This is a genomic window from Vibrio pomeroyi, assembly GCA_041879425.1.
Classification (GTDB): domain Bacteria; phylum Pseudomonadota; class Gammaproteobacteria; order Enterobacterales; family Vibrionaceae; genus Vibrio; species Vibrio pomeroyi_A.
This window is the reverse complement of sequence record CP090854.1, coordinates 1,012,686-1,032,010: the sequence shown is the minus strand read 5'-3', so window position 1 is coordinate 1,032,010 and position 19,325 is coordinate 1,012,686. Positions and strand designations below refer to the sequence as shown.

The following is a 19,325-nucleotide window of genomic DNA, read 5'->3' as shown; positions in this document are numbered from 1 at the left end:
CTGATTCATTCGACTAAAGCAGTTTAATCTAGGTAGTTTTTCTCAAATACACCGGGCGGCATTTGATTGATTTGAAATTGAATCATTTGGTCAAATGCCGTTAGCAGCGGACTGAAATCTCGCTCGCTCTCTAACAAACTCAGCAAGTGGTACCCAGCCTCTACCGTCGACAAGCTGTTTTCACTCGGTGCCTTACGAATACGATAGTTACCTTTAAGATCTTTGGGTAGGTGAACGGTTTCCAGCTCGTGCAAGTTACTCGACACCTGCCATATCTTGAATGCCTTCTTCCACGTACCATCCAATAAAATCACACGCATTTTTTTGCTTGGGCGTGTTGCAGACTCAACAGACACAGAGTGCTCACTTGGGTACAAAATCACGTGTTGGTAATCTTCATCGGCCAGCAGTTCGTTCAGTTTTGTATTATCTGAAAAGTCTTCCCCAACAAGCGTCACGCTGTTTTTTAGAGATAACGAGAGAATACGTGCGGTTCCCATCGGGCGATGCTCTTCTGATGGGTGCTGAAGAATGATAAGCTCAACATTCGATTCTAGTGGCGTAACCCACTGACAAATACAAGCTTTCAAAGCCTTGCTGCATTGGCGGCAATAACGAGACATGGATTTAATGTGTACCCTGTTTTAATTTTCACTTCACTTTTATGCGTCTTATTCCAACTAGAGCCTGTGCAGGCTTGGGTAGTTTGGGATAACAGTGCGATTGCCGACGGGCAATGGTGGCGAATCCTAACAGGAAACTTTTCACATACCAACTACTCGCACCTTGTGATGAATGTAGCAGGCTTGTGGATCATCAGCTATCTGTTTCAACCGAGCAAAAAACAGCTTGTTGTTGCTTTGCTTGTGATTAGTTTAGTCACGGGATTAGCGCTGTTGCTGTCGAGCATTCAAATTTATGTGGGTTTGTCGGGGACTTTACATGGGCTGTTTGGTTTATTCGCACTCAGAGAGGCGTTAAACGGCAGAAAATCGAGTTGGCTGTTAGTATCAGGATTAATGGCTAAGATAGCGTGGGAGCAGTTTGTCGGCCCTTCTAGTACGACTGGCGAACTGATCAATGCTCGCGTTGCGATTGAAGCCCACCTAGCAGGAGCACTGGCTGGAGGCTTCATGGCTATCGCTTCATTTGTAATGAATAAGAAAACCGATCAAAGCTGAATTCTTTCACGGTTCTTCTCAACCGTAGCCTCACCTATCCCTTTCACGTTAACCAAGCTGTCTGCGGATGAGAATTCTCCGTTCTTCTCTCTGTAATCGACGATCTCTTTCGCTTTCTTGTCACCCACACCCACCAATAGTGCTGATAGCTCTTCTGCTGTCGCTGTATTGATGTTTACCGTGATCTCAATGCCATCGTAAAGCTCAGCCTTGGTTGGGCTATCTGCAAACACGGCAGGGCTTAAAAGCATCAGAAATGAAAGAAGTAATGTTGAGTATATCGTGCGCATAAATCGGTTCCTTTGTTCAAAAAAGGTAACTTATGCATTTGCCGCGCTAGATAACACAATCACCAGACAAAAATAAAGCGGGCCACCTAAGTGACCCGCTTTGTTATACATCTTGTTTTCATCAGTTCGTTTGTTAGCTCACAAATCTGATTTATCGAATAAAAAAAATTTGCAAAAACAACAACCATCGCATGTTGACTCTCGGTAGTCAGTCACCAAACAGGCTTAACTGCCGAGCTAAGCTAACTCAAGCTAACCTGAGCTTACTGACCTTGACCCACTACATAATATTCAACGTCTGCGTTTTTACGAAGTACGTTTAGTACGTTAGTCAGATCTTGTTGGTTGCCAACTCGCTCCAATTGTGCACCAATTTGAGTGCTGTAAGCTGGGTTAATTTCAGCCGTTACTTTAGAAAGCTCAACAACAACGATGTTACCGTCTTGGTCTTTAGATTGACCGAACACAGCTTGGCCTGCTTCTGGTTTCGCTAGAGCGAATACAGATGCTGCTAATGGAGAGTTACGGTCAATCGTTTCAAGCTCTGTGAACTCAAGGTTGTTGTCCGCTAGCACTGCTTCGTTACCAGCTTTAAGGTCGTTAACTAGAGAAACACCTAGCTCAACAGCTTGCTCTTCTGCTTTTACAGCAGATAGTGCAGCCACAACTTGATCTTTAACTTCTTCAAGAGGAAGAACTGTCTCGTCGCGAGTCTCTTCTACACGAACAACAATCACGTGCTCAGGAGCCACTTCGATGACTTCAGAGTTTAGACCGTCTTCTTTCACTTCAGGGCTCAAGATAGCTTGCATAACTGCAGGCGTCATCAGAACTTCTGGAGCGTCAATTTGAGAGATGAAATCTGTTGTTGTGATCTTCGCATTGATAGCTTCTGCAGAATCATCTAGAGAATCTGGGAATTCAAACGCGACTTTTTCTAGCTCAGTTTGTTGCTCGTAGAACTGGTCTACAGCGTGCTGGTCTAGAAGCTCTTGCTTAATCTCTGCCGCTACTTCAGTGTAAGGCTGAGCTTGAGACGCTTTTAGTTCGTCTAGCTTGATGATGTGGTAGCCGAAATCAGATTTAACTAGGCCAGTCGTGTCACCAATATTCTCAAGAGCGAAAGCCGCGTCTTCGAATGCTGGGTCCATCACATCGCGCTCAATCCAACCTAGGTCACCGCCAACGTCTGCACTACCGAAGTCGTCAGATTTCTCTTCCGCTAGCGTAGCAAAATCAGCGCCTGCATTTAGCTCGTCTAGGATTGACTGAGCTTTCGCTTCGTCATCGCCTTGAACTAGGATGTGGCTAACTTTACGTTGCTCTTCAGTTGAGTATTTGTCTAGGTGCTCTTGGTAGTATTTCTGTGCTTCTTCATCGCTTACTTCAAGCTGAGACTTAAGCGCTTCAGCAGAAAGCTCAATGTAAGATACCTTCGCTTGCTCTGGGCGAGTGTAAGCTGCAGGGTTCTCTTGGTAGTACTGTTCGATTTGCTCGTCAGTTAACTCGATGCCTTTTGCTAGGTCAGCAACAGACAGTGTCACCGTGCGAATGTCACGAGTTTGTGCGATAAGCTTGCTCTGAGTATCGATTTCGCCTTGAAGAACGAATTCACTGCCTTGAAGTGCAGTCACAAGCTGGTTGCGCATTAGGTCACGACGCATGTATTCAGCGAAGCTCTCTGCGCTAAAACCTGCACGACGTAGTGCCGATTGGTAAACTTCTTGGTCGAATTGACCAGCTGTTTGGAACTGAGGCATTTCTAGAATCATGGTACGGATTTGAGAATCACTGATTCGTAGGCCTAAAGACTCAGCTTGCTGCTCAAGCAGTACATCGTTGATCATGCGATCAAGTACTGATTTACGGAAAGACTCTACGTATGCAGGGTCTGCAAGCATTTGAGCGAAGTAATCGCCAAGTTGAGACTGCATGCGATTACGTTCGTTTTGGTAAGCCTGTTCGAACTCACCACGAGCAATTTCTGTGTTGCCAACTTTAGCTGCTGCGTTGTTACCGCCACCGGTGATGTAGCTGCCCACACCTGCGAATACGAATGACAGGATAATCAACCCAAGGATAATTTTTACCGCGATGCTATTCACGCCTTCGCGTAATCGATCCATCATAATTTAAGTGCTCTCCGGATATGAAGCATTGGCTTCAAAATAAAAATCTATTCACGCGATATTATCAGAAAAAGAAATGCGCATCAGTAGGATGCGCATAATTTAAATAAGTTCAATGTGCTTTGTACACATACTGTTTAAGAATGAAACATCATTTTTCAAACAGTAAACGCATTTTACAGCCTTCCCCTCGCAAAACCGAGGTTTCAGCCGTAGAAATTAGTTACATGCGTCTTTAAGTGCTTTACCCGCCTTGAAGCCAGGTACTTTAGCTTCTGCGATTTGGATCTCTTCACCAGTTTTTGGGTTACGACCTGTACGAGCAGCACGAGTACGAACACTGAAAGTACCAAAGCCAACAAGTGCAACTTGGTCGCCTGATTGTAGCGTTGTGCCAACTGCTTCGATGAAAGCGTCTAGAGCGCGACCAGCTGAAGCTTTAGAGATGTCTGCGTTTTCTGCGATTGATTCTACTAGTTGTGTTTTATTCACTGTTTTTCCCCTATGTGTCATCTGTGACTACTTCTCGATGACTGTACGTTCCATTTTGGTTTTAATTTAGCCGCAAGCCTTATTGCAAAAGGGCTGCCGCTTTAGTCAAATAACTTAGCGTCCAAAAAAAACGCTGACAAGCCTTTTCGAGCCTATCAGCGTAATTCTTTACTTATTTTTGCTATGCATCACTATTTTTTCACGTCAAACTCGACCCCTGACGGATCTCGTTCTAGCGCGACTTTCAGTACTTCATCAATCCATTGGACCGGGATCACCTTCAGGTCAGCGATTACGTTGTCTGGAATCTCTTCCAAATCACGCTCATTGTCCTTAGGAATCAGTACAGTTTTGATGCCGCCACGGTGTGCAGCAAGCAGTTTTTCTTTCAAGCCACCGATAGGTAAAACTTCACCACGAAGGGTAATTTCACCTGTCATACCGACCTCTGCTTTAACCGGGTTACCCGTCAAGCTAGAGACAAGTGCAGTACACATTGCGATACCCGCACTCGGGCCATCTTTCGGTGTAGCACCTTCCGGTACGTGAACGTGAATGTCGCGTTTTTCGTAGAAATCTGAGTTGATACCCAGCTTTTCAGCACGAGAACGAACCACGGTCATTGCCGCTTGAATCGATTCTTTCATCACGTCGCCAAGTGAGCCAGTTTGCGTTAGCTTACCTTTGCCCGGCATTGCTTCGGTCTCGATAGTCAGTAGATCACCACCCACTTGAGTCCACGCTAAGCCAGTTACTTGACCAATACGGTTGCTTTCATCCGCTTTACCGAAGTCGTGACGTTGAACACCTAAGTACTCTTTCAGGTTATCAATGTTAACCGTTACAGACTTAAGGTCGCTATCTAGCAAGATGTTCTTCACTGCTTTACGACAGATCTTAGAGATTTCACGCTCTAGGCTACGTACACCCGCTTCACGCGTGTAGTAACGAATGATGCCGATGATTGCAGAGTCTTCAATCTCAATCTCATGAGGCTTAAGACCGTTGCGTTGAACTTGCTTGTCCAGTAAGTGGCTCTTAGCAATGTTCAGCTTCTCATCTTCTGTGTAACCAGATAGACGAATCACTTCCATACGGTCCAGTAGCGGGCCAGGAATGTCCATCGAGTTCGATGTTGCTACGAACATAACATCTGACAGATCGTAATCTACTTCTAGGTAGTGATCGTTAAATGCGTTGTTTTGCTCTGGATCTAGTACTTCTAGAAGCGCTGAAGATGGGTCGCCACGCATATCAGAAGACATCTTATCGATTTCATCTAATAGGAACAGTGGGTTCTTAACACCAACTTTAGACATCTTCTGAATCAGCTTACCCGGAAGTGAACCGATGTAGGTACGACGGTGACCACGAATCTCAGCTTCATCACGAACGCCACCCAGTGCCATACGTGTGTACTTACGACCCGTTGCCGCAGCAATCGAACGACCTAGCGAGGTTTTACCTACACCAGGAGGACCAACAAGACAAAGGATTGGGCCTTTTAGCTTGTTGATACGGTTCTGCACTGCCAAGTATTCAAGAATACGTTCTTTAACGCGCTCTAAGCCGTAGTGATCTTCGTTTAAGATCTCTTCCGCTTTCGCTAGATTCTTTTTAACTTTTGAACGCTTAGCCCAAGGAACGCCCACCATCCAATCAATGTAGCTACGTACTACTGTTGCTTCAGCAGACATTGGCGACATCATTTTGAGTTTTTGCAATTCTTGCTCGGTTTTTTCACGAGCTTCTTGAGGCATCTTCGAGTCTTCGATCTTCTTCTTCAGAGTCTCGAATTCATCAGGTGCATCGTCCATCTCGCCAAGTTCTTTCTGAATCGCTTTCATTTGCTCATTCAGGTAGTACTCACGCTGAGATTTTTCCATTTGCTTCTTAACGCGGCCACGGATGCGTTTTTCAACTTGCAGGATGTCAATTTCTGACTCCATTTGGCCCATCAAGAATTCCAGACGTTCAGTCACATCTAAGATTTCTAGAACGTGCTGCTTGTCTACCAGCTTAAGTGGCATGTGTGCAGCAATCGTATCAGCAAGGCGAGCTGCCTCATCAATACCGTTCAGAGATGTTAGAACCTCTGGTGGGATCTTTTTGTTCAGCTTAATAAAGCCTTCGAATTGATTGATCGCGCTGCGAACAACCACTTCTTGTTCTTTTTCGTCAAGTTCTGAGGTGACAACGTATTCTGCGTCCGCTAAGAAAAACTCACTTTCTTTGAATTGGTGAATTTTTGCACGCTGCTGACCTTCGACAAGCACTTTAACAGTACCATCAGGGAGCTTTAGTAACTGAAGAATGGTAGCGACAGTACCTACTTTAAATAGGTCGTCAATTGAAGGCTCATCAGTGTCCGCTTCTTTCTGCGCTACAAGTAGTACTTGTTTGTTAGCTTCCATTGCCGATTCAAGGCAAGTAATCGATTTTTCACGACCAACAAACAATGGAATAACCATGTGTGGGTAAACCACTACATCACGTAGAGGTAGCACGGGGATTTCGATACGCTCGGAACGTTCCAAGTTCATATATTTCTCTCTTCCGCTTTAACTTATAAAGCAGTATATGGGGCTTAAACGACTGGATTCAATGGAAGAATAAAAAAAAGGAGGTAATTGCTTACCTCCTTTTTCAATTTGAGTGACTTGTCTAAAAAAGACCTACTCTGCAACCGCTGCTTGGTTATCTGAGTTGCTGTAAATTAATAGTGGTTCTGACTCACCATTAATTACCGACTCATCAATCACAACCTTGCTTACATCAGTTGAAGATGGCAGTTCGTACATAGTTTCTAGTAGAACACCCTCCAAGATAGAACGTAGACCACGAGCACCTGTTTTACGGTTCATTGCTTTCTTAGCAATGGCACGTAAAGCGTCTTCACGGAATTCTAGCTCTGTATCCTCAAGCTCAAATAATGCAGCGTACTGTTTTGTCAGTGCATTCTTTGGCTCACAAAGGATTTGGATTAGCGCTTCTTCATCAAGCTCTGTCAGTGTTGTTGTAACAGGTAGACGACCAATGAATTCTGGAATTAGACCATACTTCACTAGATCTTCAGGTTCTACTTGAGTGAACAATTCACCGATAGTTTTGGTTTCGTCTTTTGAACGCACTTCTGCGCCGAAGCCGATACCTGAACCTGTTTCTACACGTTGTTCAATCACTTTATCTAGGCCTGCAAATGCACCACCACAGATAAATAGGATCTTAGACGTGTCCACTTGCAAGAATTCTTGCTGTGGATGCTTACGACCACCTTGAGGTGGAACTGAAGCAACTGTACCTTCAACAAGTTTTAGTAGAGCTTGCTGTACACCTTCGCCAGACACGTCACGCGTGATTGATGGGTTTTCAGCTTTACGAGAAATCTTGTCGATTTCATCGATGTAAACAATGCCGCGTTCCGCTTTCGCTACGTCGTAATCACATTTCTGAAGCAACTTCTGGATGATGTTTTCAACATCTTCGCCCACGTAACCCGCTTCGGTTAGTGTTGTTGCGTCTGCCATTGTGAAAGGAACGTCTAGGAAACGAGCCAGTGTTTCAGCAAGTAGTGTTTTACCACTACCAGTAGGACCGATAAGAAGAATGTTACTCTTACCTAACTCTACGCCTTCAGCCGTTGTATCACCATTGCGTAAACGCTTGTAGTGGTTATATACCGCAACTGCTAGCACTTTTTTCGCGTATTCTTGACCGATTACATAGTCGTCAAGATGCTCACGAATCTCACGCGGCGTTGGCAGCGATTCAGATTCTTTCTTAGGAAGAACATCTTTAATTTCTTCACGAATAATGTCGTTACATAGATCGACACATTCATCACAAATGTAAACAGAAGGACCTGCGATTAACTTGCGAACTTCGTGTTGGCTTTTGCCACAGAAAGAGCAGTAAAGCAGTTTACCGCTACCACCCTCTTTGCTTTTATCTGTCATTCGCTAACCTCTTAGCCTTTACTCTCTATGCTTGAGTGTATATCAATTTGAATCACTTTGCGTTAAACAATTGCCCTGCAATTATTGACCGCGGTGATTAAGAACTGAATCCACTAAGCCGTATTCTACTGCTTGATCAGCAGACATGAAATTGTCACGATCAGTATCACGCTCAACAACTTCTAGAGGCTGACCAGTGTGCTCTGCCAATAGTTTGTTTAGCTTTTGTTTGATCGTTAGGATCTCTTGCGCGTGAATTTGAATATCAGACGCTTGGCCTTGGAAGCCGCCAAGTGGCTGGTGAATCATTACACGTGAGTTTGGAAGCACGTGACGCTTACCTGGAGTACCACCCGCTAGTAAGAATGCACCCATAGAGCAAGCTTGACCCATACATACTGTGCTCACGTTTGGCTTGATGAACTGCATTGTGTCGTAGATAGACATGCCTGCTGTTACGCTACCGCCAGGTGAGTTGATGTAAAGATAGATATCTTTGTCTGGGTTTTCTGATTCCAAGAAAAGCAGTTGAGCCACGACAAGATTTGCCATGTGGTCTTCCACTTGACCTGTTAAGAAAATGATACGTTCTTTTAATAGACGAGAATAAATATCGTAAGAACGTTCACCACGGGAAGTCTGTTCAACCACCATAGGAACTAGTGCGTCCATAATCGATGGCATTGTATTTTTTTCTTGGTAGCTCATATTCTTATGTCCCTAAAATAAATGGCCCGAATGATTAAATCATACGGACCATTGTTAGCAGAATTGTTGACCGTACGTCAACCTTCTACGTCAGATATTACTATATTAAGCAGGTTGCTGATTCATTAGCTCGTTGAAGCTAACTTCTTTATCAGAAACTTGAGCTTTAGCGATGATTGCATCAATAGCTTGCTCTTCTAGAGCAACGTTGCGCATGTTGTTCATCATTTGCTCGTTTTGCTCGTAGTAAGCAATAACTTCTGTTGGATCTTCGTATGCTGTAGCCATCTCTTCGATGATAGCTTTAACTTTCTCGTCGTCAGCTTTTAGCTCTTCAGTCTTGATTACTTCACCAAGAAGAAGACCTACAACTACGCGACGTTTAGCTTGCTCTTCGAACAGCTCACGTGGAAGTTGGTCAGCAGCTTCAGTGTTGCCACCGAAACGTTGAGCAGCTTGTTGACGTAGAACACCGATTTCTTGATCGATAAGAGCAGAAGGTACGTCGATGTTGTTTTCGTTAACTAGACCGTCGATAGCTTGCTCTTTGATGCGGTTCTTAACAGCTTGCTTAAGCTCACGCTCCATGTTCTTACGAACTTCAGCTTTAAGACCTTCAACACCGTCAGCAGCGCCGAACTTAGAAACGAATTCTTCGTTTAGTTCTGGAAGTTCACGAGCTTCAACTTTGTTCAGCTTGATAGAGAACTTAGCTGCTTTACCTTTTAGGTTTTCAGCGTGGTAATCTTCTGGGAAGTTTACGTCGATTTCGAATTCCATACCTGCTGTTTTACCAACGATACCGTCTTCGAAGCCAGGGATCATGCGACCAGCACCCATCTCTAGTGGGAAGTTCTCAGCTTTACCGCCTTCGAACTCTTCACCGTCGATAGAACCAACGAAGTCGATAGTTGCACGAGAACCAGCGTCAGCTGCAGCTTCAACTTCAGTCCAAGTTGCTTGTTGCTTACGTAGAGTTTCGATCATCTCTTCAACGTCTGCGTCTTTAACTTCTACTGCTGGTTTCTCAACAGTGATGTTTTCTAGACCTTTCAGCTCAACTTCTGGGTAAACTTCAAAAGTTGCGTTGAATACTAGGTCAGCGCCTTCGTTGTTTTCAACTGGTGCGAAAGTTGGTGCGCCAGCTGGGTTGATTTTCTCTTTAACGATCGCTTCGATGAAGTGACGTTGCATTACTTCGCCCATCACGTCTTGACGTACTGCTTTGCCGTACATTTTAGCAACCATCTTCATTGGCACTTTGCCTTTACGGAAACCATCGAAACGACGGTTTTTCGCGATGTTGCGTAGTTCAGCTGTAACTGCATCTTCGATGTTAGCAGCAGGAACAGTAATATTAAGACGGCGCTCTAGGCCTTCTAGCGTTTCAACAGTAACTTGCATTATATAAACCTCAAAACTGGCTCAGTAATCTGAGCATATGAGCCGTAACTTAGCTTTAATTCAAAAGCCGACGTTGTTGGCTGCATCCTTGTGTAGTGCTCTATCCGAACACCTAATTTAAAATCGAGCATTGATGTCTGAATTGATTATTCAACCAAACACCAGACTAATCAGCGATATCTTCGTTCTTCACGCGCCAATTAAAACGCAACAAAGCTTGTTTTCAGAAACAAGAAAGGTATCTCCGATTAGCCTCAGGACAGAAATTTTAGACGCGACATTCTAGCGATCTGTTTAATCTCTGTCGAGCCGTTCACCTCTGCTTGATGATGAATGCTCTAAATTCGTCCAACTAAATGATACAAAAACGATCAAAACATCACTTAGCACAACAGAAATGGGGACAATAGCGACTTTTTCAAGGGAATCGAGGGCTTTTTTTCCTAAAAACCTTAAAAAGAGATCTTGCTCTTGTTTTACCCCTCAGAGTCGATAACTTTTTCAACAATCTCCGTTACAAAGCCTTAACCTAAACCTATCTACTGGCTCTCTATTTTCAGTAAAAACTACCGCTAATTACTGTGATGAATGAGAGAAAGCAGGCTTTGTATTGTTAGCCCGATTTAGCGGAGAACCACCATGTTTCAAGCTTTGAGAATTCGTATCCTGTTGTTGGTCACCTACAGCTTGCTGATGATCGTTGGCGGCCACTGGGTATGGAACACAAGCCATCAAAGTTTGTTAAATGATCATCAATCTAACTTAGACCGTTTTTCCGTCCACGTTGCCAGCCAATTGGACAAGTTCGCCCACATCCCGGAGCTGCTTTCAAAAGATAAAGAGCTGATCGATGCCCTACACTCGCCAAGCAATTCTGCCCAGATAGAGCTAACCAACCGCTATCTAGAGCACGTCAACACAGTGATTCTGGCGTCCGACACCTATTTATTGGATAGTATCGGTACCACTATCGCGGCCAGTAACTGGAACCTAAAACACTCGTTTGTCGGGCGTAACTTTGCGTTTCGTCCCTATTACCAACAAGCCATTCAAGGGCATGAAAAACAGTACTTTGCCTTGGGCTCAACCTCGGGCAAGCGTGGGTACTATTATTCTTACCCTGTTTCCTATGCCGCTGAAATAATTGGTGTAATTGTGGTAAAAATGGATTTGTCTTTGATTGAAGCAAGCTGGCAAGGCAAACAGAGCTTTTTTGTCGCTGATGATAAAGACCAGATTATTTTCATGTCGAGCAATCCAGAGTGGCTATTCAAAAGTCTTCAACCTCTTGATGCAGCACAGCAAACTCGTATTCGAGATAATCAGCAATACCTCGATACTCAAATTGAGAGCCTGCATTTCTCTGGCGACCTAGAAAGTGCCACCAGCAGTATTCGCTCCTCGCACCCGTTAGTTAAAGAGAAGTTTTTCACCTCTTCACGCTTTCTACCTGATCCTGGGTTAACAGTCAGGGTCTTCTCTCCCACCCACTTGGTTTGGTGGGACTTGGTCGCCTATATGGTGGTGCTGAGCTTGGTCTTTGCGATTATTTATCTGGTCATCCAACTTAATCTGCACCGTCAGCATAGGCGCGCTCAGATCGATAGGCTGCAGTCAGAAGCTAATCAGAAGCTAGAATTTCAAGTGCTCGAAAGGACCTCTGAGTTGCACGTTGAGATCAAGCAGCGTATCGAAACCGAGCGGGTACTCAGACACACCCAAGACGAGCTCATCCAAGCGGCCAAACTGGCTGTATTAGGCCAGATGTCAGCAAGTATTAGCCACGAACTGAATAACCCGCTCGCTGCGATTCGTAGCTACGCCGACAATGGCCGTCTGTTTCTAGCCAAAGAGAAAACCGATCGTGTCGACGACAACTTATCGCGTATTTCAGCCCTCACCGATCGCATGGCGAAAATTAGCCACCAGCTTCGCTCCTTTGCTAAAAAGTCGACCGCGGAAGAGCTGCACATATTACAGATCCTCCCTGTATTGCATTCATCTAGGGAGTTGATGAAGCCACAACTCAAGAGTGAGCGAGTCAAGACCAATGAGCTACCTGAAACCTTTGACGCATGCATACTCGCCAATGCCATCCAGCTCGAGCAGGTCATTATTAATCTACTAACCAACGCAATTCAGGCGATGGAAAGCCAAGACGACAAGCAGTTGGCTATCCTATTAGAGGTTAGAGAAACGGATGAAGCAAACACGCTGCTGATCCACGTTGATGATAACGGCCCCGGTTTTACTTCCTCTTCGAGCGGAAACTTTTTCGAACCCTTCCATACGACCAAGAAAAACGGGCTTGGATTAGGGCTATCAATTTCTCAACAGATAATCAGCGGAATTAACGGCAAGCTCACGACAGGAACCAGCCCGCAAGGCGGTGCTCGATTTAGCATAGAGTTACCCGTTATTAAGCAACAGTAAGAGCAACAGAAAGAACAAGAACAGCAAAGACAAAAAGAATAAAACCCAGCACACGAAGCAAAAATAACAGACTGAGATGAGTCCGTTCAAATACGGCCTAACCAACCAACTCAGCGATAATCAGTATAAAAGAGTAAAGGAATAACTATGTGTCACGTCTACTTCATTGATGATGAATCTGACCTAAGAATGGCGATTGAACAGAGCTTCGAACTCGCGGATATTGATGCCGAATTCTTTCCCGATGCAGAATCGGCTCTGCTTGCGATTCAACAGAATGGATTGCCTCACGTGATCATCACTGATATCTGCTTGCCGGGTATCTCGGGGCACGATCTGCTCAACACCTTGATGCACAAAGATAAAGAACTCCCAGTCATCATGATCACTGGTCACGGTGACATCTCCATGGCGGTGCAAGCCATCCAAGACGGCGCCTATGATTTCATTGAAAAGCCATTTGCCAATGAACGCCTTATCGAAACTACCAAACGCGCAATAGAAAAGCGCCAACTGACCTTGGAAAACCTTGAGCTTAAGCGTTCGCTCAAAGCCAGCAAAGCACTCGGCCCGAGAATCATTGGTGATACTCAATCCATGACCGAGTTACGTTCCATCATCACCCATGTTGCCGACACCAATGCAGACATCTTGCTATTTGGCGAAACAGGCACAGGTAAAGAGCTGGTCGCGCGCTCCCTACATGAGCAAAGCAGCCGCAGAGAACAAAACTTTGTCGCTGTAAACTGTGGCGCCGTTCCTGAAAACCTAATTGAAAGTGAGCTCTACGGTCATGAAAAAGGCGCATTCACAGGCGCCGAGAGTAAACGTGTGGGTAAATTCGAGTTTGCTCAGGGCGGCACCCTATTTTTAGATGAAATCGAATCCATGCCGATGCAGGCACAAATTCGTTTGCTGCGTGTATTACAAGAACGTGTCATCGAAAGAGTAGGCTCGAACGGGTTAGTCCCCTTAGATATCCGCGTAATTGCGGCAACCAAAGTCGACTTAAAGAAAGCGGCTGAAGAAGGCACTTTCCGCCAAGATCTCTATTATCGACTCAATGTCGTCACCCTAGATTTACCTCCATTAAGAAGCCGACAAGAAGACATTCCTGCCCTTTTCCACCACTTCTTATTGGTGGCAGCGGCTCGTTACGGCAAGACAGCCCCAGCACTTCCTCAAAAAGAACTGCACGCGCTCCTAGCTCATGATTGGCCGGGAAATGTTCGAGAATTACGAAATACGGCAGAGCGTTTTGTGCTTTTAGGTAAGCTTTCTCACTTATCAGACAGCACCGTTGAAACGGCTCAAGAGCTGTCCTTAGCTGAACTAGTATCTGACTTCGAAAAAAACACGCTGAAGCAAGCACTTATTGAATGTAATGGCAGCATCAAAGAGACCATGGAGAGGCTGCAATTACCAAGGAAAACCCTCTACGATAAGATGCAAAAACACCAGCTCACGAAAGAATCTTATAAGGTAGAACCAAACTAAATTAGATTTGGGAGCAAGATCACCTATACTTATTTCAATAACAGGATGTTATGCAATAAATATAATAAGGACGTGGTTATGGGTGAGAAAACGAGAGTACCATCGATTACTGATACTTTTGAGGTAGATGGCATTTACTATACTGATCAGCATGTCGATTTAAACACGCCGGAATTGGAAGCGAAAAGAGCATTATACGAGCAGATCAATCCTCAGGCTAAACGAGGTAGACATATAGATGAGGAGGTCTAGCGACCTCCTCATTTTTTATGGATTAAATTCCATGTCAGTGAATGACTCAAATAACTACTTGGATCAAATAGCTGCTTGGAATAACTACGTGGAATAGCTACTTGGTTATGATTTCCGGCCCCATCAAGGTGGTTGGTAACCATGTAGAAACCCAAGGCACGTAGGTTACGATAATCAAGAACAAGAACATTACGCCTACCCAAGGCAGTGCCGCTTTGACCACGTTCATCATCGACATCTTCGCGACCCCTGCAGTCACAAACAAATTGAGCCCAACTGGCGGGGTTATCATCCCTATCTCCATGTTCACCACCATCATGATACCAAGGTGAATTGGGTCGATACCCAGTGCAATTGCAATTGGGAAAACCAACGGAGCAACGATGATCAGCAAGCCTGATGGCTCCATGAACTGCCCACCAATCAAGAGTAGAACGTTCACCACAATCAAGAAGGTGATTGGACCTAAACCTGCAGACAACATCGATTCCGTGATCATCTGAGGAATACGTTCTTCTGTCAGTACATGTTTAAGAATCAGAGCATTGGCAATGATAAACAGCAACATGATGGTCAGCTTGCCCGCATCATAGAGCGTGTCTTTGGTGTCTTTATGGAAAAACGTTTGGAACACTTTCACCAAAGCAGGCTTTGTATTCTTCTTGTCCGCAAACGGCCCCATATCTTTGTAGATAAAGTTGGCAATGAAGAACGCGTAAACCGCTGCAACAGCCGCCGCTTCTGTCGGAGTAAAGATACCGCCGTAGATACCACCTAAAATGATAACAATCAGCAACAAGCCCCAGCTCGCATCCTTGGCAGCTGCGAACATCTCACCCCAGCCCACAAATGGCTGTGCAGGAATTTTTTTAATACGTGCTGCAATGTAGATAGCGATCATCAACATCACACCCGCCAACAGGCCAGGAATCACGCCGCCTAAGAACATACGACCGACAGATACATCCGTCGCCGCCGCGTATACTACCATCACGATTGAAGGCGGAATCAAGATCCCCAAAGTACCCGCGTTACAGATAACCCCAGCTGCGAACTCTTTTGAGTAGCCGTTCTTGATCATACCCGCGATAACGATACTACCGATCGCCACTACCGTTGCAGGTGATGAACCAGACAGCGCTGCGAACATCATACATGCCACAACGGATGCCATCGCCAGACCGCCACGGAACCAACCTACCATCGCAATCGCAAAACGGATAATACGTTTCGCCACACCACCTGTAGACATGAAGCTAGAGGCCAAGATAAAGAAAGGAATCGCTAAGAGTGTGTAGTGGCCTGCAAAAGCATTAAACAGCGTTTGTGCGACTGAAGCTAATGACGCATCTGAGTGCATCAATAAGAATATTACGCTCGATAAACCTAGGGAAATCGCAATTGGTACACCGACCAACATGAAAGCAATTACCATTAAAAATAGAAATAACATTGCCATGATTAGTCTTCCTTACCGTTAGATTTTGTACCCGATTCACTCGCCTTGTTTGGCTTCGTCGAATCCAATACCGCTGTCGCGTCTTCATCAGAACCCGCTAGCACGTCCGCTTTCAATGCATCCAGCTCTTCTTCGGCTTCGTGACCAGCAATCATGCGGTCAAGTTTGCCTGTTACGACTTGGTAAGCAACTTGAGCAAAACGGAACGTAAGCATTGCCATACCAATCGGCAGTGCCATGTAAGGAATAAAACGTGGAAGTTTCTCGTATCGCTCACCTTCATTCAGCCAGTCAGCAAGAAACTGAAGCATCTCTGGCATTGGAATATCGTCGGTCTCGTACCATGCGCGATCGGTCGCGAATGGGTACCAATAGTTCCAAGAACCGATAAGCAGTAAGATTGAAAATGCTAGACAGCTGGTCACCGCGATTAACGCATACACTTTACGTAGCTTTTCAGGGGCAAGGTTGATAATGACATCAACACCAATGTGGAAGTGTTTTTTAACACCGTAAGATACGCCGACCAACACCATCCATGCAAACATGAATACCGTCAGTTCCAATGCCCATAAAATGTTGTCATTGAATGCGTATCGAAATACCACATTGGCAAAAGTAAGTAGCGTCATTGCGCCAAGGAAAAATGCGATTAATGACTCTTCAATCGCATCCGTAACTCTTCCGACTTTGGAAAAAAGAGAGGGTTCCAGTGCTGATTCGCTAGAATTTGGTTGTTCCATTTGAGGCTTTTCCATAATTGACTCCGCTTATAATTGTTTTAATAAAGGGCAGCAGTAGGGAGCCGCCACCCTATAGCGGTGTTATTGGTTTGAAGCTAATGCTGCATCGATAAGATCTGAACCGATGTCTTTTTCAAACTTCTTCCATACTGGTTGAAGTGCCGTTACCCAAGCTTGACGCTGTTCAGGTGTCAACGTACGAACCTCACCACCAGCTTCGATGATGTTGTTTTTGTTCGCTAGGTTAACTTTTGAAGATTCCGCGTTACGCGTCTCAGACACTTCTTGAACGATAGTGCCAAGCTGCGTGCGTACATCTTCAGGTAGGTCTTTCCAGAAGTCGTTTGAGGTTACAACTAGGTAATCTAAGATGCCGTGATTGGTTTCAGTCACGCCGTCTTGTACTTCAAAGAACTTCTTACCGTAGATGTTTGACCATGTGTTTTCTTGGCCATCGATAACCTTAGTTTGCAGGCCACCGTATACTTCTTTGAAAGACATCTTCTGTGGGTTAGCGCCTAGTTGTTCAAACTGAGCTACCAATACATCTGATGCTTGAACACGGAATTTCAAACCTTCCGCATCTTCAGGGTTGATAAGAGGTTTGTTCGCCGACATCTGTTTCATGCCATTGTGCCAAAACGCTAGACCCTGTAGGCCACGACGTTTCATTGCGTTCTTCAGTTTTTCACCAGACTCTGAGTTTTGGAAACGGTCAACGGCGTCTACATCTTCAAATAGGAACGGAAGGTCAAAAATGCGGTATTTCTTAGTGAACTTCTCAAATTTAGACAGCGAAGGTGCCGCCATTTGAACATCACCATTTAACAGGGCTTCCAGTACCTTGTTATCATCGTAAAGCGTCGAGTTAGGGAAAACTTGCATACAAGCTTTACCATTCATTTCAGTGTTTACTCGCTCTTCTAGTAAAGAAGCGGCAATGCCTTTCGGGTGCTTATCGGTATTAGTTACGTGACTGAATTTAATCACGATTTCACCAGGATCACAGTTTGCAGCAGCATTAAAACTTGTGAGCGCCAGAGCAGATACAGACAGCAGGGTAAGAGGCTTAAACATTATTATTCTCCTTAGTAAACAAAGCAGCCCTTCAATGGGAACTGCGTGCTTTCACTAAGGCAATTAGCGCGCCATATTGATACAAAGCATTAACAACCCTTTAACCACAAGGCTTCATCATAGTTGCCGACATGAGTCGCCAGCGCTTTGCAAAATTTAATGGGTGGAAAATGACACATAGAATATTTATAAATGGGTGGGAGTTGACCAAAGCATCAGTGATAAATGAGGTCTGACCAAAAGCCCCTTTCACGATGATGCCTTGAAGTAATTTCAACCTATCCTGTAGAGTGCTGCACAACTTAGTCAGATTTACTGATCCACTACTTACCAAGAGTTGCTACCCATGAGTCAGATCTACCATCACCCAGTACAGATTTACTACGAAGATACCGATCACTCAGGTGTGGTTTATCACCCTAACTTCCTTAAATACTTTGAGCGTGCGCGCGAGCATGTGTTGGGTAGCGATAAACTGGCAACATTATGGAATGAGCATGGACTGGGGTTTGCGGTGTATAAAGCCAATATGACCTTTCAAGACGGCGTTGAGTTCGCAGAGATCTGCGATATCCGAACCTCTTTTGAGCTCGATGGCAAATACAAAACCTTATGGCGACAAGAAGTGTGGCGTAAAGATGCGACCAAACCTGCTGTGATTGGTGATATCGAGATGGTCTGCCTAGATAAAGACAAACAACTTCAGCCTGTACCCGCTGAAGTATTAAAAGCGATGCTTGGCGAAACGAGTTAACTAAGATTGTTAGTGGCTGAAAGTGCGAGTGGTTGAGATTGCGCCTTGTTCCAGATTAGAAGCTCAAGGTTCTAGTGTAACGAGCGTAAACTCAGCCAAGTAGCTTCGATTTGGGGAAGCACTTCATCTCTAATTGCATTGGAAGTATTGCCCCGCCAAGAGTCACGGAAAATCGAAACTGGTCATCCAACCGTCCTAAACTGCATTGCCAATCTGTTGAAGCATCGACTTGTTCAGCAACATCCAACCCAACTCTGTTATATACAATGATTTCATCATGTAACTCTGGTTGTAAACCCGACGAATGAACTGGCAGTGTTTGTTGAGTTAGATTGGAAAAGTCGAACGAAAAACTTTTCAATGATGTGGCCAATCCCTTTCCTGTCGCTTTGATGTACGACTCTTTCAGTGCCCACAAATCAAAAAAACGCTCTCTTTGAGATACATCATCCAGTTCGAGTAAGTCGTTAATCTCAAATTCCGAAAAGTAATGCTTCATGATCGCCGCGATATTGGTCGAGCTTCTTGCATGTTCTATATCCACCCCAAGCTGTAGTGGTTCCCCTTTCGTGTGGCAGACAGCAATCAGCAAATGCTCTTGGCTGTGGCTAATATTGAAATTCAGTCCGGTTTTGTGTTGCTGCTCTGCAATCAAGCTTGGTTTGCCTTTTTCACCATACTCAAATCGCCACTCTTCAGCCGTCAAATCAGAGTAGATCGACAGAACCTCTCGTAAGTAGTTACGAACATAGAGCGCTTGGATATGAGATGAAGGCATTCGATAACGCTCAACCTTGGCGACTTCATCGTCGGTCAGTTTCTGTTTAAGGCGCGACACATGATCAGTACCTTCATCCAAATCGCTTAAAGAACAAAGCCACAAATCAACGACTGGTGTTTCCATCTTTCTAGCACTCACTTATTAAAAACCACTCTTCATAAAGCCATCA

General features: G+C 44.8%; 17 protein-coding genes. 5 read left to right on the top strand and 12 right to left on the bottom strand.

The window, feature by feature from the left end; genetic code table 11:
* Nucleotides 1–23 precede the first annotated feature (23 nt).
* Nucleotides 24–623: a DTW domain-containing protein gene (locus tag L0992_04630; GenBank protein XGB67980.1), complete on the bottom strand. Its 600-nt coding sequence runs from the start codon at nt 621–623 to the stop codon at nt 24–26.
* 9 nt (nt 624–632) lie between these two features.
* Between L0992_04630 and rrtA the strand changes: the two genes are divergently transcribed.
* Entirely contained in the window at nt 633–1,181 is a 549-nt protein-coding gene (gene rrtA, locus L0992_04625; protein ID XGB67979.1) for a rhombosortase, read from the top strand.
* Here rrtA and L0992_04620 read toward each other — a convergent pair.
* The 7 genes from L0992_04620 to tig all read right to left on the bottom strand — a co-directional run bounded on the left by L0992_04620 (nt 1,172) and on the right by tig (nt 10,160).
* Nucleotides 1,172–1,471: a ComEA family DNA-binding protein gene (locus L0992_04620; GenBank protein ID XGB67978.1), complete on the bottom strand. Its 300-nt coding sequence runs from the start codon at nt 1,469–1,471 to the stop codon at nt 1,172–1,174. The genes rrtA and L0992_04620 overlap by 10 nt on opposite strands.
* A gap of 263 nt (nt 1,472–1,734) precedes the next feature.
* Entirely contained in the window at nt 1,735–3,600 is a 1,866-nt protein-coding gene (gene ppiD, locus L0992_04615) for a peptidylprolyl isomerase (GenBank protein XGB67977.1), read from the bottom strand.
* 219 nt (nt 3,601–3,819) lie between these two features.
* On the bottom strand, nt 3,820–4,092 hold the full coding sequence (locus L0992_04610; GenBank protein ID XGB67976.1) for an HU family DNA-binding protein: 273 nt from the start codon (nt 4,090–4,092) through the stop codon (nt 3,820–3,822).
* A 191-nt stretch (nt 4,093–4,283) separates the two neighbouring features.
* Entirely contained in the window at nt 4,284–6,635 is a 2,352-nt protein-coding gene (gene lon, locus L0992_04605) for an endopeptidase La (protein ID XGB67975.1), read from the bottom strand.
* A gap of 132 nt (nt 6,636–6,767) precedes the next feature.
* Complete coding sequence (gene clpX / locus L0992_04600) at nt 6,768–8,048, bottom strand: ATP-dependent protease ATP-binding subunit ClpX (protein ID XGB67974.1); 1,281 nt, start codon at nt 8,046–8,048, stop codon at nt 6,768–6,770.
* 81 nt (nt 8,049–8,129) lie between these two features.
* Entirely contained in the window at nt 8,130–8,756 is a 627-nt protein-coding gene (gene clpP / locus L0992_04595) for an ATP-dependent Clp endopeptidase proteolytic subunit ClpP (GenBank protein XGB67973.1), read from the bottom strand.
* A gap of 105 nt (nt 8,757–8,861) precedes the next feature.
* A complete protein-coding gene (tig, locus tag L0992_04590; GenBank protein ID XGB67972.1) occupies nt 8,862–10,160 on the bottom strand; it encodes a trigger factor in 1,299 nt (432 codons plus the stop codon).
* Nucleotides 10,161–10,799: 639 nt separating this feature from the next.
* On the opposite strand from tig, the gene L0992_04585 reads away from it, so the two are divergent.
* From L0992_04585 to L0992_04575, 3 genes are all read left to right on the top strand, one after another.
* Nucleotides 10,800–12,593, top strand: a complete 1,794-nt coding sequence (locus L0992_04585; GenBank protein XGB67971.1) for an ATP-binding protein — start codon at nt 10,800–10,802, stop codon at nt 12,591–12,593.
* A 147-nt stretch (nt 12,594–12,740) separates the two neighbouring features.
* Entirely contained in the window at nt 12,741–14,090 is a 1,350-nt protein-coding gene (locus tag L0992_04580) for a sigma-54 dependent transcriptional regulator (GenBank protein ID XGB67970.1), read from the top strand.
* Between the two features lie 78 nt (nt 14,091–14,168).
* A complete protein-coding gene (locus tag L0992_04575) occupies nt 14,169–14,342 on the top strand; it encodes a hypothetical protein (GenBank protein ID XGB67969.1) in 174 nt (57 codons plus the stop codon).
* A gap of 97 nt (nt 14,343–14,439) precedes the next feature.
* Here the strand turns inward: L0992_04575 and L0992_04570 are convergent, their stop codons facing one another.
* From L0992_04570 to L0992_04560, 3 genes are all read right to left on the bottom strand, one after another.
* On the bottom strand, nt 14,440–15,801 hold the full coding sequence (locus L0992_04570) for a TRAP transporter large permease (GenBank protein XGB67968.1): 1,362 nt from the start codon (nt 15,799–15,801) through the stop codon (nt 14,440–14,442).
* 2 nt (nt 15,802–15,803) lie between these two features.
* Entirely contained in the window at nt 15,804–16,559 is a 756-nt protein-coding gene (locus L0992_04565; GenBank protein XGB67967.1) for a TRAP transporter small permease, read from the bottom strand.
* Between the two features lie 66 nt (nt 16,560–16,625).
* Nucleotides 16,626–17,621, bottom strand: a complete 996-nt coding sequence (locus L0992_04560) for a TRAP transporter substrate-binding protein (protein XGB67966.1) — start codon at nt 17,619–17,621, stop codon at nt 16,626–16,628.
* Between the two features lie 346 nt (nt 17,622–17,967).
* Here L0992_04560 and L0992_04555 point away from each other — a divergent pair, with 346 nt between their 5' ends.
* Nucleotides 17,968–18,375, top strand: coding sequence for a thioesterase family protein (locus L0992_04555; protein XGB67965.1), 408 nt, complete (start codon nt 17,968–17,970; stop codon nt 18,373–18,375).
* A gap of 91 nt (nt 18,376–18,466) precedes the next feature.
* Here the strand turns inward: L0992_04555 and L0992_04550 are convergent, their stop codons facing one another.
* Entirely contained in the window at nt 18,467–19,279 is an 813-nt protein-coding gene (locus tag L0992_04550; protein ID XGB67964.1) for a 4'-phosphopantetheinyl transferase superfamily protein, read from the bottom strand.
* Between the last annotated feature and the right edge of the window lie 46 nt (nt 19,280–19,325).

Coding starts and splice junctions, on each gene's coding strand:
- tig (XGB67972.1), bottom strand. CDS start 10,160: ATGCAAGTTACTGTTGAAACGCTAGAAGGCCTAGAGCGCCGTCTTAAT.
- clpX (XGB67974.1), bottom strand. CDS start 8,048: ATGACAGATAAAAGCAAAGAGGGTGGTAGCGGTAAACTGCTTTACTGC.
- clpP (XGB67973.1), bottom strand. CDS start 8,756: ATGAGCTACCAAGAAAAAAATACAATGCCATCGATTATGGACGCACTA.
- L0992_04560 (XGB67966.1), bottom strand. CDS start 17,621: ATGTTTAAGCCTCTTACCCTGCTGTCTGTATCTGCTCTGGCGCTCACA.
- L0992_04630 (XGB67980.1), bottom strand. CDS start 623: ATGTCTCGTTATTGCCGCCAATGCAGCAAGGCTTTGAAAGCTTGTATT.
- L0992_04555 (XGB67965.1), top strand. CDS start 17,968: ATGAGTCAGATCTACCATCACCCAGTACAGATTTACTACGAAGATACC.
- L0992_04580 (XGB67970.1), top strand. CDS start 12,741: ATGTGTCACGTCTACTTCATTGATGATGAATCTGACCTAAGAATGGCG.
- L0992_04620 (XGB67978.1), bottom strand. CDS start 1,471: ATGCGCACGATATACTCAACATTACTTCTTTCATTTCTGATGCTTTTA.
- L0992_04570 (XGB67968.1), bottom strand. CDS start 15,801: ATGGCAATGTTATTTCTATTTTTAATGGTAATTGCTTTCATGTTGGTC.
- L0992_04575 (XGB67969.1), top strand. CDS start 14,169: ATGGGTGAGAAAACGAGAGTACCATCGATTACTGATACTTTTGAGGTA.
- lon (XGB67975.1), bottom strand. CDS start 6,635: ATGAACTTGGAACGTTCCGAGCGTATCGAAATCCCCGTGCTACCTCTA.
- L0992_04585 (XGB67971.1), top strand. CDS start 10,800: ATGTTTCAAGCTTTGAGAATTCGTATCCTGTTGTTGGTCACCTACAGC.
- L0992_04550 (XGB67964.1), bottom strand. CDS start 19,279: ATGGAAACACCAGTCGTTGATTTGTGGCTTTGTTCTTTAAGCGATTTG.
- L0992_04565 (XGB67967.1), bottom strand. CDS start 16,559: ATGGAAAAGCCTCAAATGGAACAACCAAATTCTAGCGAATCAGCACTG.
- ppiD (XGB67977.1), bottom strand. CDS start 3,600: ATGATGGATCGATTACGCGAAGGCGTGAATAGCATCGCGGTAAAAATT.